The sequence below is a fragment of the Achromobacter sp. Marseille-Q4954 genome (assembly GCF_943737025.1).
GTDB classification, from domain to species: Bacteria; Pseudomonadota; Gammaproteobacteria; order Burkholderiales; family Burkholderiaceae_B; genus Achromobacter; species Achromobacter bronchisepticus_A.
On the sequence record NZ_CALSFQ010000006.1, the window covers coordinates 1 to 13,498 of the forward strand.

Below are 13,498 nucleotides of genomic sequence, written 5' to 3' on the forward strand. Positions count from 1 at the left end.
CCTCCACGACGCCCCCGGCCACCTCGCCGGCTCCGGCGCCCACGCCCAACACCACGCCGGGTGGCGGTTCGACCACCCCGGGCGGCTCGACCACGCCCGCGTCCTAATAAAAACTCAGCGACGAACCCCCGCTCTGAGGACGCAAGAAAAAGCCCCGGCTTTGCAGCCGGGGCTTTTTTGCGCCCGGAGGGCATATGCGCAAGGTGCGGCAAACGCACGCCCTCGCGGCGCGAAGCTCGCCCTCCCTGCGGCACGCAAGAACCTCAAAGCGTGTCCGACAAAAAAAGAGGCCCCCGCAGGGGCCTCTCTTGTGCGGGCCTGCGCGTGAGCGCAGAACCGTCTGGTCTTACATCTTGTCCTTCAGCACGCTCAGCAGACGCTGGGCGGTGGCGCTATTGTCGCGCGCGCCATTGGCATCCAGCACGGTCACCACGGTCTGGTCGCCGCTGGCGGCCAGGTGGATACGGTACTGAGGCGCCTCGGCCTTCTTGTCGCCCGAGAACATGCGGCTGAAGAAGCCCGGCTGCTCCATCTTTTCGCCCGTGTCGGTGTCGACATAGCGGACGAAGTAGTCGCCAGCCGAGCGGTCGCGGTCGTCCACGGCGAAGCCGCCGCCATCCAGCGCCACGCCGACACGGCGCCAGGCGCGGTCGTACGATTCGGCAACGAGCAGCGAGGCGCCCTGGGCGCGGACGTCCTGCTGCACGGCGGGTTTCTGCGGCGCGGCCTCGGCCTGCTGCACCAGCTTGCGGGCGTTGTCGACGTCGGAGCCCAGATAGACCATCATGCGCGCCAGCATGGCGGCGTTCAGGCCCGGGTCTTCCTTGCCGTTCTGCCATTGCACCTGCATGCCGTCGGCGCCGACGCGCTTCTCAAGCATCTGGCGATGGCTGACGTAGACCTCGGTGTGGCCGTTCACGCGTTCGACGCGCGTACGGAATTTCTCGCGCTCGCCGCTGTCCCAGGCCGACTCCAGCACCGCGCCCAACGCTTGGCGCAGCCAGCTTTCCGGGATCTTGGCGCGGTTTTCCGCCCAGTCGGTTTCGATCAGACCTGCGCTCGGGTTGTTGCTTGCCACGGTGAAACCGCTTTCGGTCCAGAAGTCCACCAGACGCGGGAACACGTCTTCGGGAGCACGGTCCACGACCAGCCAGCGCAGGTCGCCGTCACGCTCGACACGCATGTCCTGGCGGCCGGGGAGCACGTTGCTGGTCTTGGGCTGGGAAGCTTGCGCCTGGCCCTGTTGCTGGAACTGCGAATAAGTGGTGGAGCCCGAAGCCGGCGCGCGATAGCGCGGATCGCTGTTGGCCTGGGTCAGGTCGGGGGGAATGCTGAGCGGCTCCCCACGCTGGGTGACGGCGCTCTTGTAGTTGACGGACTCTTCATTGCCCAGGAATTGATTGACCTCACTGCAACCGGCCAACAACACCAGAGACATCAATGCCGACAAACCGGCATGACGCTTGTTCATACGTATCCTCACGATATTTAGAGCAGGCCCGTTTCCTGGAGCGCGGCGCGCACGGTCGCGTGGTGCTGCGCCCCCAGTTCAACCAGCGGCAGCCGGTAGCCCAGTGCGCTGCGGCCCATTTCGGCCAACGCCCACTTGACGGGGATGGGGTTGGCTTCCACGAACAAAGCCTTGTTCAGACGCGCCAGGTACGCGTTAAGTTCACGCACCTTCGGCACATTGCCGGCCAGGGCGGCGGCACAGAGCTCACGCATGAGCTTGGGCGCCACGTTGGCCGTAACGGAAATATTGCCGCGCGCGCCCAGCAGGATCAGGGCGGCGGCGGTGGGGTCATCGCCGCTGAAGACCTGGAAGCTGGCCGGCGCTTCGCGCAGCAGCAGGCCGCCGCGGGCGATATCGCCCGTGGCGTCCTTGATGCCGATGATGCCCGGCACCTGCGCCAGGCGCAGGACCGTTTCGTTGCTCATGTCGGCAACGGTACGGCCCGGCACGTTGTACAGGATGGTGGGCAGATCGACGGCTTCCGCGATGGTGCGGAAGTGACGGTACAAACCTTCTTGCGAGGGCTTGTTGTAATAGGGAACGACCGACAGGCCAGCCTGCGCGCCCACGGCCTTGGCGTGGCGCGTCAGGTGGATGGCTTCGTCGGTGGAGTTGGCGCCCACGCCGGCGATGACCGGAATGCGGCCCGCAGCGTGTTCGACCGCAACGCGGATCAGCTCCGCATGTTCTTCCATGGAGACCGTGGGCGACTCCCCGGTGGTGCCGACCACCACCAGTGCGTCGGTTCCTTCCTGGATATGCCAGTCAATCAGCGACCGGTAGGCCGCGTAGTCCAGACTGCCGTCGGGCTGCATGGGAGTGACCAGAGCCACCATGCTGCCTTGGAAATTAACGCCTGCGGCGGTTGCAGGGGATGCCATAAATGTAGGGCTCCAAAACCCCGTGGCGGGATGCCCCAGGGCCAGAATCAAAGAAACCGTTAAGTTTAACGGATATTGGCTGAAATCCTACAGAAACCACTGGACGATGGTCGTCCCCAGGGAGAGTACCGGCCGCATCAATAGCCAGAGCACATCCGTCACCAGCAAGATGACGACGATCACCAGGCCATACGGCTCTATTTTCGAGTATTGCCAGGCCAGGCGGTTGGGCAGCAGGCTGAAGAGGATGCGTCCCCCGTCCAACGGCAGGATGGGCAGCAGGTTCAAGGCCATCAGCACCAGGTTGACGTTCACGCCGGCCACGGCCATTTCGAACCAGAACGATTCCTGCAGGCCGGACTCCAGGAAGATGCGCAGCGAAAACGCCCACAGGACGGCCATGAACAGGTTGGCGGCGGGTCCCGCCAGCGCCACCCACAGCATGTCCTGCTTGGGCCGGCGCAAGCGGCCGAAATCCACCGGCACGGGCTTGGCCCAGCCGAACAGCATGCCCGGACTGCCCAAAAGCTTGGAGGCCAGCAGGATCGCCACCGGCACCAGCAGCGTGCCGACCGGATCGATGTGCCGCGCAGGATTCAGGCTGACGCGTCCAGCCTGATAGGCCGTGGGGTCGCCGAACATCCGCGCGACGTAGCCGTGCGCGGCTTCGTGCAAGGTGATGGCGAAGATGACCGGTATCGCGTAGACCGCAATGGTTTGGATGATGTCATTCATGGCGAACCGGATTGTAGATGAGCCGCGCGCCGGCGCATGCCGGCGTGCAGGTCGGCGCGGCGGGCGCGCTCAGGCAAGACCGAGGGTGGCAGGATCGCCGCGTCCGACGCGCACAACCACCGGGTCGTCGCCGGTGAGGTCGATCACGGTGGTGGGCGATTGCGGGCAAGCGCCCGCGTCGATGATGGCCGCCAGGGAGTGCTCATAGCGTTCGCGGATTTCTTCCGCGTCGTTCAACGCTTCGGTCTCGTCCTTGGGGATGAGCGTGGTGGACAGCAAGGGCGCCCCCACCTGCTCCAGCAGGCCCAGCATGACGGGATGGTCCGGCACCCGGATGCCGATGGTCTTGCGCGACGGATGCGAAACGCGGCGCGGCACTTCCTTGGTGGCTTCCAGGATGAAGGTCCAGGGTCCCGGCGTCGCGGCTTTCAGCAGGCGGTACTGGCGGTTGTCGACGCGCGCGAAGTGGCCGATTTCGGCCAGGTCGCGGCACAGCAGCGTGAGATGATGGCGTTCGTCCAGGCCACGCAACCGCCGCAGTCCGTCGGCGGCGTTCTTGTCGTCCAGCCGCGCGACCACGGCATAGCTCGAATCGGTAGGCACCGCGACCAGCCCGCCATCGGCCAGCCATTGGGCCGCCTGCTTCAGCAGGCGCGGTTGCGGATTCGCGGGATGAATATCGAAATACAAGGCCATGGGTTTATCCTAACACTCTTGAAGGCCGCTCAGTACAGAGCGGCGATGCAAAATGGCGGGAACGCCGACCCGCCCGGAGAAACAGTATGCGCCTTGATGACTCGCGCGAAAGCGACAATGTGGAAGACCGCCGCGCAGGCGGCCCACGCATCGGCGGCCGCGGCACCATCGGCATAGGCACGATCGTGCTGGCCCTGGTCGCCATGTATTTCGGCGTGGATCCCAGCGTGGTCCTGCAAATGGCCGAAGGCCCGCCCGTGCAGCAACAGCAGGGCCCCGCCACCCGTCCGCCCGCCAACGACAAGCAGGCAGTGTTCGTCTCGAAGGTGCTGGGCGAAACCGAAGACACCTGGAGCGCCATTTTCCAGAAGGACCTGAACCGCCAATATGTGGCGCCCAAGCTGGTGCTGTTCCGCGGCGCCACGCCCACGGCCTGCGGCACCGGACAGTCGGCCATGGGGCCGTTCTACTGCCCGGGCGACAGCAAGGTGTACATCGACCTGGCGTTCTTCGACGAATTGCAGAACCGCTTCAAGGCGCCGGGCGATTTCGCCCAGGCCTATGTCATCGCGCATGAGGTCGGCCATCACGTCCAGCATCTGCTGGGCATCTCGGACCAGGTGGACAATCTGCGCCGCCGCAATCCTGCGCAGGCCAATGCCCTGTCGGTGCGCATGGAACTGCAGGCCGACTGCTTCGCCGGCCTGTGGGCGCAGCGCGCCAACGCGGCGCGCAGCATCCTGGAAAGCGGCGACGTGGAAGAAGCCCTGACCGCCGCCACCGCGATCGGCGACGACCGCCTGCAAAAGCAGAGCCAGGGCTATGTGGTGCCCGACTCCTTCACCCACGGCTCGTCGGCCCAGCGCGTGCGCTGGTTCAAGCGCGGGCTGGAGAGCGGCAGCATCAAGCAGTGCGACACGTTCGGCGCCAGCTCGCTATAGCCGCGTGAACAAGCCCCGATGCGCCGCCCGTTGTGCTGTACATCCATACAGCACAACGGGCGGCGCAGTCTTCATCTTGTAAGATTACGCCCCCTCGCAGTGTTGCGCGTGCGCCCGCCGCCGCGCGGCGTTTGCCAGGCGCGCTGCCCGGCGCGCGCATTTCCAAGACCCTAGATCAGTTCCATGGCCAACAAGTTCGAACCGTTAATCACCGTTGATGAGGTGCAAGAGATTCTTGCCGAACCCAAGGAAACCGTAAAACCGATCGCCTGGGTCCCCAAGCCCGCCGCCAGCAATCTCCAATGGATGGAATTCGCCTGTGCCTGCCGGGTCAAGGGTGAAGTGCGCGAAGACGTGATCTTCCGCGCCACCTATCGCGGCGCGCGCACGGCAGTGCATGGCCAGGCCACCATTTTCCTGGCCGAGGCGTTCTGCGCCAGCCTCTTCGTGGGTCCGCACCGCGTGTTCGGCGTGGACACCGACGACTCCTTCCATACCAGCCTGGTGGGCGAAGGCCGGCCGCAGTACCGCAAGCCGCTTGCGGACCGCAGCCATGAACACATCTGGGTGGACGATGGCGAAGGCTACGCCGAGCCCATCGTGCCTGCCCTGCAGAATATCGGCGCGCTGATGCAATACTTCCTGCCGCGGGCGAACCTGACGCTCACCGGCGGATTCGCGCATCCCCTCAAAGGCCGCCAAATCGAACTGATCCTATGAGCACTTTCCTGGAAGCCTCCGGCTGGACCGTCCTGCCGGCGGGCGAGCACGCCATCCGCGCCATATCGCCCATGACCCTGGGCCTGGACGGGCAGCATGCGGCCTTCTTCATCGCGCATCCCGACGAGTCCACGTTCTACCTCACCGACGCCTGTGAGACCGCGATGCACGCGTCCAGCTATGGCATCGACCTGGCGGCCAAGCGCATCGACATCCTGAATGAAACGCCGGGCGTCAGCCTTGCGCACTTCGACCGCGACGGCGCCATCGTCGCCAGCGGCCCCAACGAACAGCTGCAGGAAGCGCTGTGGGACGCGGTCAAGCTGGCGATGGCCCTGTCGTTCCAGTGCGCCAAGTGGATGCCGAAGTTCAGCCAGCTGCGCTTCCGCGCGCAGGTCGGACGGGCATTGACGGCGGGCGTGGGCGTGAACCGCATGGTCAAGGGCGCGCGCGCCAAGGGCAGCAGCGGCCACACGGCCGATTTCGCCTTCGCCGTGCGCGCCGCCAGCAGCACCGCGCTGACGTACATCGAACCGATCGCCCTGAAGGCCGGCAAGAAAATGGACTGGACGCAGGTCTACCAGACCCACGGCAAGATGTCGGACGTGAAGATGGCGGACGCGCGCAACTCGCGCATGGTCATCCTGGAGGACGGCGCCTCGGCCGAGGAATTCAAGAAAGCCGTGACCATCCTGGAACAGTCCGCGACCGTGCAGACGCTGGCCAAGACGCGCGATTGGCGGGAAGTCTTTTCCGGCTAGGACGGCGTCAGGCTGGCAGGTTGGTCAGGCCGTCGACGATTTCGCGGCCGTGCAGGATCGCTGCATGCACCGCTTCGCGCGGACTGTAGACAAAGCCGCCCTCGGCAAAACGCGGAACCGGATATTCGTCGCCGCCTTCGAGCACGGCGCCTGCCTGGACCACCATCACCGACGCTATGAATACGGGGCCGCTGGATTGCGCCTGAACCTCGGCGTCTGCGCCCCGGGACACTTTGGCCGTCAGCCGGTATCCCTTGTAGATCAAGTTGTTCTGATGCACTTCGGATGCCCTCTTTCTGCGACCCAGCATACCCCGCTTGTCCATGACAGTTTGGATATGTTTTGTAACGTAGGCAGAAAATAGAAACACTGTTGCAGCGCAAGAATTGTGTCCCCGTTTTTTGAGGACGCTGCGCGCGAAGCACCTGCGCACCGCATGGCCAGGGTTGGCGCGGCTTGCGGCGCGACGCGGGATGCTGTCGCAACCCGCCGCCGCACAGGTTCACGGGGATTTCCCTAGATCTGTTGCATATGCACACCTTGTTGCGGCTTCAAGCCGCAACATGGCGGTCCTGCTGCGCAGTCGCCGCGGCCGGCTGCTCACCGGCCGGTCCAAAGAAAGCGGGAAACTGCTTTTCGCCCTTTTTCGTGACGCTCAGCGCACGTGAATCCAGATCCTTGCTGATCCACCCCCGGCGCGTCAGCGCCTCCAACAGCGCCGCGCCCAAGGCGCCGCCCAGATGCGAGCGGCGCTCGCTCCAGTCCAGGCAGGAACAGGCGAAGCGCCGCCGGCGTTGGCGCGCCTGCGACACGTCCACTCCTATCTGCGCCAGCGCTGCCTCCCCCAACGGCGTCAGCAGGTAATCGCGCCCGTCCGCCGTAAGCCATTGGCGCGACAGCATGGCGTCATGGATGCGCACGGCCAGCGTGCCCGCCATGTGGTCATAACAGGTGCGCGCCTCCCGCAGCGCCGACGGCGTGCTGGGTTTGAACGGCACGCGTTCCGCGCCAGCCACCACCAGCAAGGCCTCCAGCGCGTGTCCGACCTCGCTGTTGGCCAGGCGGTAGTAGCGGTGCTTGCCCTGCACGGCCATTTCCACCAGCCCTTGTTCCCGCAGGCGCAGGAAATGGCTGCTGGCGGTGGAGGCGCCGATGTCGGCGGCAGCCGCCAGTTCGGTCGCGGTGCGCGCGCGGCCGTCCAGCAGCACGCACAGCATGCGGGCGCGGGCCGGATCGGCGATGGCGCCAGCCACGGCGGAAAGATTGATGTCGGCGAACTCGGATTCCATGATTCGTCACAGACCAAAGTGTTGTGTGCAGAGTCAAGCATACTGCGACTCAACACAACAAGACAGCAGCCGGCCTGCCCGGACACCCATGCCCGCATCCCGGAAATTCTTCGGCTGGACAGTGCTTTACGCCACCTTCGTGCTGGCGATCTTCGGCTGGGGCGTCGGCTTCTACGGCCCGCCCGTCTTCCTGCATGCCGTGGCGCAGCGTACCGGCTGGGACGTGGCCCTGGTATCCGGCGCCGTCACGCTGCACTTTCTTTGCGGCACCGTGGTGGTCGCCAACCTGCCGCGTCTGTACCAGCGCTGCGGCGTGCCGGCAGTCACGCTGGGCGGCGCCGTGCTGCTGGCGTTCGGCGTGGGCGGCTGGGCCACGGCCGCGCAGCCTTGGCAGCTCTACGCAGCCGCGCTGTTCTCGGGCATGGGCTGGGTGACGTTGGGAGCCGCCGCCGTCAATGCGTTGATCTCACCCTGGTTCGTGCGCCGCCGCCCCGCCGCGCTGGGCATGGCCTACAACGGCGCCAGCGTCGGCGGCATCGTCTTTTCGCCCTTGTGGGTTTACCTGATCGGCCAGGCGGGATTTGACCAGGCGGCCTTGTGGGTGGGCGCGGCGATGGTGGCGGTGATCGCCGTGCTGTCGCGCCAGGTGTTTGCCCTGACACCGCAACAGCTCGGCCAAGAGCCGGATGGCGCTTGCGCTGCGACTCAGGCGCCGGCGGCTGCGGCTGCGGCTGCGGCTGCGGCTGCGGCTGCGGCAGGCATCGCCCCGCCCGCGCCGGTGGCGGACCTGTGGCGCAACCGCGCCTTTCTCACCTTGGCTGCCGGCATGGCGCTGGGCCTGTTCGCCCAGATCGGTCTGATCGCGCATCTGCTGTCCCTGCTGGCGCCGCTGCTGGGTGCGCAGACTGCCGGCCTGGCAATGGGCCTGGCCACGGCCGCGGCCATAGGCGGGCGCACGCTCGTCGGTTGGCTGATGCCTGCCGGCACGGACCGGCGCAAAGTCGCCTGCCTGGCCTACGCCATCCAGATCGCCGGTTCGTTGATTCTGATGTTGGCCGCCGAGCACGCCTGGGCCATCTGGCTGGGCGTTCTGCTGTTCGGCTCAGGCATAGGGAACGCGACCTCGCTGCCGCCGTTGATCGCGCAGACAGAGTTCGCCCGCGAAGACGCACAACGTGTGGTCCCGCTGATCGTCGCCATGTCGCAAGGCGCCTACGCCTTCGCGCCCGCGTCGTTCGGCATACTGCGGGCATGGTCCGAACAGGCCGGACAGCCGCTGCTCTGGTTCCTGGCGGCGGCGGCCTGCCTGCAGGCTGCCGCCATCGCCAGTTTCGCGTGGGGGCGGATTACTCCAGCCCGCCGCGGCGGGCAACCAGCCCGGCCATGACCGCATCGCCGTTTTCCGCCGCCAGGCCTTCGGCCACGCCGCGCCTGTCGGCAAGCGTGCGGTTTTGACTGACCTTCCATTTGCCTTCGATGCGCGCAATGGGGATCTCCACGCCGACGATGGCACGCATCTGGGCGGCGATGAAATCCGCAGGCGCGTCGGCCACGCGCCAAGGCTGCGCGCGCGCCCTTTCCTGGCTGTCGGTCAGCGCATCCAGCTGGGCGCGCAGCCAGGCCGGATCATCCTGGATCACCGGCACGCCCCAGGCGTGCACGGCAACGAAGTTCCAGGTGGGCACGACCTTGTGCGTCTCGGCCTTGGTCGGATACCAGGACGGCGTGACGTAAGCCTGCGGCCCATGGAAGACGACCAGGCATTCGCGGCCTGCAGCCAGGTCGGCAAGCTGCGGATTGGCGCGAGCCACGTGCAGGCGCAATACGCCATGCGGCCCCTCGGGATAGAGTAAACAGGGAATGTGGTTCGCCATCAGCCCCCCATCCCCGCTGGTCGTGAGCACGCCCAGGGGGTGGGCGCGGATGAATTCGTGCTGGACTTCGGGCGAGTCTTCGCGAAAGGCGGACGGCAGATACATGGCGGGTTCGGCGGTAGCGGCTGAAAACCACAACATACCGCCATCGTGGCTCCATTTCCAGGACCAGCCAAGGCTATTTTCATGGAGCCAGAAGCATCAGACCGGCAAGGGCTTTTCCAGCAGGACGGTAGTGAAGCCGCTGTCCCATTCCTCGTCAGGATAGGTATCGATCTCGGCGTAGCCGTGCTTGCCATAGAACTGGCGGCTGCGCATGTTGAAAGAATCCGTCTCCAGCCGCGCGCGTGCGAATCCCGCGCCCTGGATCGCCGCTTCCATCCATGCCAGCAAGGCGCCGCCAACGCCCTGCCCTTGCCTTGCGGGATGCACGTGCAAGGCCCAGATGAAGTCGTTCTCCCAATCCGCCATGCCTGCCAGCACGCCGTCGATTTCGCACACCATGAAAAGACTGCCCCTGGCGCTCACATACTGGGCCGTCTTGCCGCTGGCGCGGAACTGCTGGTCCCTTTCTGCCGTCATTTCCGGCATCCATGTGCTTTCGTAGGTGCGCATCAGCAGGTCTTCGAGCATGACTGCGTCCTCAGGCCGGGCCGGCCTGATCATGAATTTCTGTTGTTGGTCCGTCATGCGCGGCAGTGTAGCAATGCCCGCCGCGGCCGCCGGGCAAAGATGCGCGCGCTTATCGTCGCACGCGCTCGTATGCCTGGTTCATGCGATCCCGCGCCCCGGTTTCGTTGGCGTAGGCGCGATCATAGTTGTCCAGGCAATCCTGGGTGGGATTCGGCCACTTGATCGCGGCGATCGCGGCGGTGAGCTCGTCGCGGGCCCGTTGCCAGTCCTTGACGGCGGCATACCATTGCTTGGCAGTGTCCATAGTTGTCTCCCTATGTTCACTCGTCCATCGTAGTCCCGCGGCGGCTTTCCGCGGCAGCTATTACGGCTTACCCGCTATGGAGCCTTCGACGCCCCCCGATCCTTTGCTTCAGTTTTCCCAAAATGGAATTCTGCTTTGCAGCGAAACGGGGTGTCCATCCCAGCCAAAGCGGGAAATCCGGCGCGAAACGGGGCAATAATTGGGCCGCCCGCGGCGCGCGCACGGTCTTTCCATCTGCAGCCCGGGCGCCATTTTCAGGAAGAGAAGAATATGAAGATCCGTCTCGCTCTGGCCGCCTGCTGTGCAGTGATCGGCCTTGCCGGCTGCACCAACCTGCCCAAGCCGCAGAACTATTCCACGTCCCTGGGTGAAAACCAAAGCCGGCTGAAACAGGATCCCGACTGGAGCGCCGGCATGGTCTGGGTTCGCCCCGGCCCGCCCATCGGCAGCCAGTACCCGAAAAAAATCATCCTGGAGCCGGTGCAATACATCCAGGGCGACCGGCCGGACGAGCTGGACCTGAAGGCCGACAGCGCCATGCGCGAGCGTGTGCTGGCCTACCTGAATGAAGCGATACGGCGCGAGTTCGAGCAAGCCGGCTATCAATTGCTGACCCGGCCTGCGCCGCACGCGCTGCGCCTGAGCGCGGCCATCACCGGCACCTTCCGCAACGAGCGCGACCCCAGGATTACCGAGTACATCCCCATCGGTTTCGTGATCGGCCAGACCGTCAAGGCGGCCGGTTACCGCGATCAGTCCGCGCGCCTGCTGCTCGAAGCCGCGCTGCGCGACGCCAACACCAACGAACTTCTGATCACCTCGCTGGGCACCGTCACGGGCGGCAATCTGCCCGCCGACCGCAAGCCCACCGTGGACGACGTGCGCAGCGCCATCGACGATTGGGCGCACCACGCGCGCGAACAGTTCGACCGCATCTGGCTTGAGGACAGGCCCGAAGCTGGCTAGACCGCGCATCAGCACAGGAAGGAGTGTCCTATCAGCTATCAGTGTTGATGGGCCCTGATCCATCAGGGCGGAACAGAACGGGCTAAAGCGGGTCGAATCCATCGCATTTTTCACCTGAAAATCACGATGTGATGAATATTGACGTCAACCCTCACTTACCCAGTGCCACGGCTAATGCTACTGTTCCGCCTGTGCAAGGAGTACATGCAATGGATCAGAAAACCAAGCCCTGGGCTTTTCCCAAGCCGCATCCGGAAAATACCCCGCGGGGCGAACGCAACAAACAGGAGTTCGACGCTCCTGCCCAAGACCCGAAACCCGCGCCCAAGCCGCGCGCGAAGAAGGAGACGCCGGCCGCCAGCCGGGCTCGCACATGAGCCCGGCCGGGCGCCCCGCCGACCCTCTCCTCGAATAAGCTTATCCCGCCTGCCCATGGCCCTGCGCCCGCATTCGCGATCGACGGCGCTCGTATCGCGGAATCCAGCATGGCCATGATCGCCGATCCGCCGCTGCGAGGCAGCGGCAAGATTACCGGAGTGTTCTTCGACCCAGCAGGGGCAATCGCGGCCGTGGCCTCCGAGTTTCCCCTGCTCGCGCACCCTCGCGCCCGCGCGGCCTATGGCGGCCAAACGCTGCGCTATCGCGTGGCGCTGTACCGCCGCGGCAGCCCCATCCCGTTCGCGGCGTTCGACGAGCTGCGCCATCCTGTCAACCATGTCGCGTTCCATCCCGACCAATCCGTGGTCGCGATCGGCGCCGGCCGTTATGACGGCGGCTATCTGTTCGAAGGCGACCTGCAGGTCTGGGACTGGCGCAGCGGACTCTCCCGCCGGTTCTTCCACAACATCCCCGAAGTTGCGCATTGCGCCTTCGACCCCGCGGGCGACGGGATCGAGGCGTGGGTCCGGCCCTGGGACGAGGAATGGGAAGGCCTGCCCGACGATCCGCCCGACGCCGCGTTCAGCACGCTGTATGTCGTGCGCGCGCCCTACGGCGAAGCAACCTGGTCCGATGCCGGACCGCGCGAACTGGAACTGTCGAGCGACGCCATCGCGCCGCCAGCAGATTCCCCCGCGCCTGCACCTGAATCCCGCCTCGCGCAATGGCTTGGGCTGCCGCAACTGGCGAGCCGCAACGCCATCCACGATCTTGCGTGGCTGGACGCCAAGCGCATCGCGGTGGCGCATGGCGGCTGCCTGCTGGAAATCCACGGCGTCGAAGACGGCTTGATCGCCGCATACTCCGGCGCCGGCCATGGCGCCGAGATCATCCGGGCGGCAGGCATCCATGTACACGTCGTGGAGCCCTCGACGCGGCCCGACATGAAGTGGCGCCAGGATTCCCGGCTGTATACGCTGACGGACAAAGGGCTGGACCTCGTCGGCGAATACGACGGCGAATACACGTTCTCGGCCTCGTCACAAGGCGTAATGCTGGGCCGCAGAAACCGCATCCCCGCTACCAGAGGCGCACGCGACCTGTTGCGCGACCTGGGCTCGGGCGCCGAACTGCGCGTGGACCTGGGCCATTACGACTGCTTCAATCACTACATCCGCATCAGCGGCGCGCCGTCGCCGTTCTGTGTGCAGGGCACGCCTGCAAGCTCCCATGAGGCCAAACGCCTGTGCATGGTCATGCCCGACGGCCAGATCAAACCGCTCTGGCCGGTGCTCAAGGCCAATGGCAAGCCCGACAGCCACGCCATGGAGCTTAGCGGCTGCTATGTCGAAGACGCGCAAGGCGCGGGCCTGGTCATCAGCGGGCGGCACTACTCTCCCGCCGTCAGCGCCGCCTGCGCCGGCTTCATCTATCGCAAGCCGCTGGACCGTGACCGCGAACGCTGGCGGCATCCCACCACCGCCTCGGCCAGCGCGGTCGTCTTCATGCCCGGCCCCGGGCTGGTCGCCGCCGCGTTCCTGGACGGCGGGCTGCTATTGCTGGATGCCGCTTCGGGTGAAATCCAATTGCGCGCCCGGATGCGGCTGGAAGGCCTGCCTACGCTGGTCTTCGCCCTCGATGCCCACGAGGAAAAGCTGGCTCTGGGAACGGCCGATGGCCGGATCGCCATCATCACGGTCGGCGAACTGCTGGCGCGCGGCGCAGCGCAGGAATGGGTGGAAATCGGCTAAGCGTAATCCCCTAGGCCGGCGGCGCTAGACTGCCGCTATCCTCGCGGACGTGTATC

The 13,498-nt window shown here is 65.8% G+C and carries 16 protein-coding genes; 7 read left to right on the forward strand and 9 right to left on the reverse strand.

The features are described 5' to 3' along the window. Window positions 1-346: 346 nt before the first annotated feature. From bamC to NGK62_RS31930, 4 genes are all read right to left on the reverse strand, one after another. Window positions 347-1,471, reverse strand: coding sequence for an NlpB/DapX family lipoprotein (bamC, locus tag NGK62_RS31915; RefSeq protein WP_059371942.1), 1,125 nt, complete (start codon window positions 1,469-1,471; stop codon window positions 347-349). 17 nt (window positions 1,472-1,488) lie between these two features. After that, the gene (gene dapA, locus NGK62_RS31920) at window positions 1,489-2,394 is read right to left on the reverse strand and encodes a 4-hydroxy-tetrahydrodipicolinate synthase (protein WP_059371940.1); all 906 of its coding nucleotides are present in this window, start codon (window positions 2,392-2,394) and stop codon (window positions 1,489-1,491) included. A gap of 87 nt (window positions 2,395-2,481) precedes the next feature. Continuing rightward, the gene (locus NGK62_RS31925) at window positions 2,482-3,129 is read right to left on the reverse strand and encodes a site-2 protease family protein (protein WP_059371937.1); all 648 of its coding nucleotides are present in this window, start codon (window positions 3,127-3,129) and stop codon (window positions 2,482-2,484) included. A gap of 69 nt (window positions 3,130-3,198) precedes the next feature. Continuing rightward, the gene (locus NGK62_RS31930; protein ID WP_059371935.1) at window positions 3,199-3,825 is read right to left on the reverse strand and encodes an L-threonylcarbamoyladenylate synthase; all 627 of its coding nucleotides are present in this window, start codon (window positions 3,823-3,825) and stop codon (window positions 3,199-3,201) included. An 86-nt stretch (window positions 3,826-3,911) separates the two neighbouring features. On the opposite strand from NGK62_RS31930, the gene ypfJ reads away from it, so the two are divergent. From ypfJ to NGK62_RS31945, 3 genes are all read left to right on the forward strand, one after another. Continuing rightward, entirely contained in the window at window positions 3,912-4,766 is an 855-nt protein-coding gene (ypfJ, locus tag NGK62_RS31935; protein WP_251882096.1) for a KPN_02809 family neutral zinc metallopeptidase, read from the forward strand. A 183-nt stretch (window positions 4,767-4,949) separates the two neighbouring features. Beyond that, the gene (locus tag NGK62_RS31940) at window positions 4,950-5,486 is read left to right on the forward strand and encodes a hypothetical protein (RefSeq protein WP_054453268.1); all 537 of its coding nucleotides are present in this window, start codon (window positions 4,950-4,952) and stop codon (window positions 5,484-5,486) included. Further along, window positions 5,483-6,247, forward strand: a complete 765-nt coding sequence (locus NGK62_RS31945) for a DUF1828 domain-containing protein (protein WP_059371932.1) — start codon at window positions 5,483-5,485, stop codon at window positions 6,245-6,247. The genes NGK62_RS31940 and NGK62_RS31945 overlap by 4 nt, the downstream gene beginning before the upstream one ends. 7 nt (window positions 6,248-6,254) lie before the next feature. Here the strand turns inward: NGK62_RS31945 and NGK62_RS31950 are convergent, their stop codons facing one another. Together NGK62_RS31950 and NGK62_RS31955 are read right to left on the reverse strand one after the other, a co-directional pair. After that, window positions 6,255-6,527, reverse strand: a complete 273-nt coding sequence (locus NGK62_RS31950) for a hypothetical protein (protein WP_054453716.1) — start codon at window positions 6,525-6,527, stop codon at window positions 6,255-6,257. A 271-nt stretch (window positions 6,528-6,798) separates the two neighbouring features. After that, window positions 6,799-7,536: an ArsR/SmtB family transcription factor gene (locus NGK62_RS31955; RefSeq protein WP_059371930.1), complete on the reverse strand. Its 738-nt coding sequence runs from the start codon at window positions 7,534-7,536 to the stop codon at window positions 6,799-6,801. Between the two features lie 88 nt (window positions 7,537-7,624). On the opposite strand from NGK62_RS31955, the gene NGK62_RS31960 reads away from it, so the two are divergent. Then, window positions 7,625-8,923 carry an MFS transporter gene (locus NGK62_RS31960; RefSeq protein ID WP_251882098.1) on the forward strand — a complete coding sequence of 433 codons (1,299 nt, stop codon included), beginning with the start codon at window positions 7,625-7,627 and terminating at the stop codon, window positions 8,921-8,923. Here the strand turns inward: NGK62_RS31960 and NGK62_RS31965 are convergent. From NGK62_RS31965 to NGK62_RS31975, 3 genes are all read right to left on the reverse strand, one after another. Beyond that, window positions 8,883-9,515, reverse strand: coding sequence for an FMN-binding negative transcriptional regulator (locus NGK62_RS31965; RefSeq protein ID WP_251882136.1), 633 nt, complete (start codon window positions 9,513-9,515; stop codon window positions 8,883-8,885). The genes NGK62_RS31960 and NGK62_RS31965 overlap by 41 nt on opposite strands. Window positions 9,516-9,611: 96 nt before the next feature. Continuing rightward, entirely contained in the window at window positions 9,612-10,100 is a 489-nt protein-coding gene (locus NGK62_RS31970; protein ID WP_251882100.1) for a GNAT family N-acetyltransferase, read from the reverse strand. A 52-nt stretch (window positions 10,101-10,152) separates the two neighbouring features. Next, on the reverse strand, window positions 10,153-10,347 hold the full coding sequence (locus NGK62_RS31975; protein WP_054453278.1) for a hypothetical protein: 195 nt from the start codon (window positions 10,345-10,347) through the stop codon (window positions 10,153-10,155). A 270-nt stretch (window positions 10,348-10,617) separates the two neighbouring features. On the opposite strand from NGK62_RS31975, the gene NGK62_RS31980 reads away from it, so the two are divergent. From NGK62_RS31980 to NGK62_RS31990, 3 genes are all read left to right on the forward strand, one after another. Continuing rightward, a complete protein-coding gene (locus NGK62_RS31980; RefSeq protein WP_059371924.1) occupies window positions 10,618-11,313 on the forward strand; it encodes a DUF3313 domain-containing protein in 696 nt (231 codons plus the stop codon). A 209-nt stretch (window positions 11,314-11,522) separates the two neighbouring features. After that, window positions 11,523-11,690, forward strand: coding sequence for a hypothetical protein (locus NGK62_RS31985; RefSeq protein WP_165867876.1), 168 nt, complete (start codon window positions 11,523-11,525; stop codon window positions 11,688-11,690). A 108-nt stretch (window positions 11,691-11,798) separates the two neighbouring features. Next, the gene (locus NGK62_RS31990; RefSeq protein WP_251882102.1) at window positions 11,799-13,442 is read left to right on the forward strand and encodes a WD40 repeat domain-containing protein; all 1,644 of its coding nucleotides are present in this window, start codon (window positions 11,799-11,801) and stop codon (window positions 13,440-13,442) included. The last annotated feature ends 56 nt before the right edge of the window (window positions 13,443-13,498 follow it).

Coding starts and splice junctions, on each gene's coding strand:
- ypfJ (WP_251882096.1), top strand. CDS start 3,912: ATGCGCCTTGATGACTCGCGCGAAAGCGACAATGTGGAAGACCGCCGC.
- NGK62_RS31965 (WP_251882136.1), bottom strand. CDS start 9,515: ATGTATCTGCCGTCCGCCTTTCGCGAAGACTCGCCCGAAGTCCAGCAC.
- NGK62_RS31970 (WP_251882100.1), bottom strand. CDS start 10,100: ATGACGGACCAACAACAGAAATTCATGATCAGGCCGGCCCGGCCTGAG.
- bamC (WP_059371942.1), bottom strand. CDS start 1,471: ATGAACAAGCGTCATGCCGGTTTGTCGGCATTGATGTCTCTGGTGTTG.
- dapA (WP_059371940.1), bottom strand. CDS start 2,394: ATGGCATCCCCTGCAACCGCCGCAGGCGTTAATTTCCAAGGCAGCATG.
- NGK62_RS31990 (WP_251882102.1), top strand. CDS start 11,799: ATGGCCATGATCGCCGATCCGCCGCTGCGAGGCAGCGGCAAGATTACC.
- NGK62_RS31955 (WP_059371930.1), bottom strand. CDS start 7,536: ATGGAATCCGAGTTCGCCGACATCAATCTTTCCGCCGTGGCTGGCGCC.
- NGK62_RS31925 (WP_059371937.1), bottom strand. CDS start 3,129: ATGAATGACATCATCCAAACCATTGCGGTCTACGCGATACCGGTCATC.
- NGK62_RS31985 (WP_165867876.1), top strand. CDS start 11,523: ATGGATCAGAAAACCAAGCCCTGGGCTTTTCCCAAGCCGCATCCGGAA.
- NGK62_RS31940 (WP_054453268.1), top strand. CDS start 4,950: ATGGCCAACAAGTTCGAACCGTTAATCACCGTTGATGAGGTGCAAGAG.
- NGK62_RS31980 (WP_059371924.1), top strand. CDS start 10,618: ATGAAGATCCGTCTCGCTCTGGCCGCCTGCTGTGCAGTGATCGGCCTT.
- NGK62_RS31930 (WP_059371935.1), bottom strand. CDS start 3,825: ATGGCCTTGTATTTCGATATTCATCCCGCGAATCCGCAACCGCGCCTG.
- NGK62_RS31945 (WP_059371932.1), top strand. CDS start 5,483: ATGAGCACTTTCCTGGAAGCCTCCGGCTGGACCGTCCTGCCGGCGGGC.
- NGK62_RS31960 (WP_251882098.1), top strand. CDS start 7,625: ATGCCCGCATCCCGGAAATTCTTCGGCTGGACAGTGCTTTACGCCACC.
- NGK62_RS31975 (WP_054453278.1), bottom strand. CDS start 10,347: ATGGACACTGCCAAGCAATGGTATGCCGCCGTCAAGGACTGGCAACGG.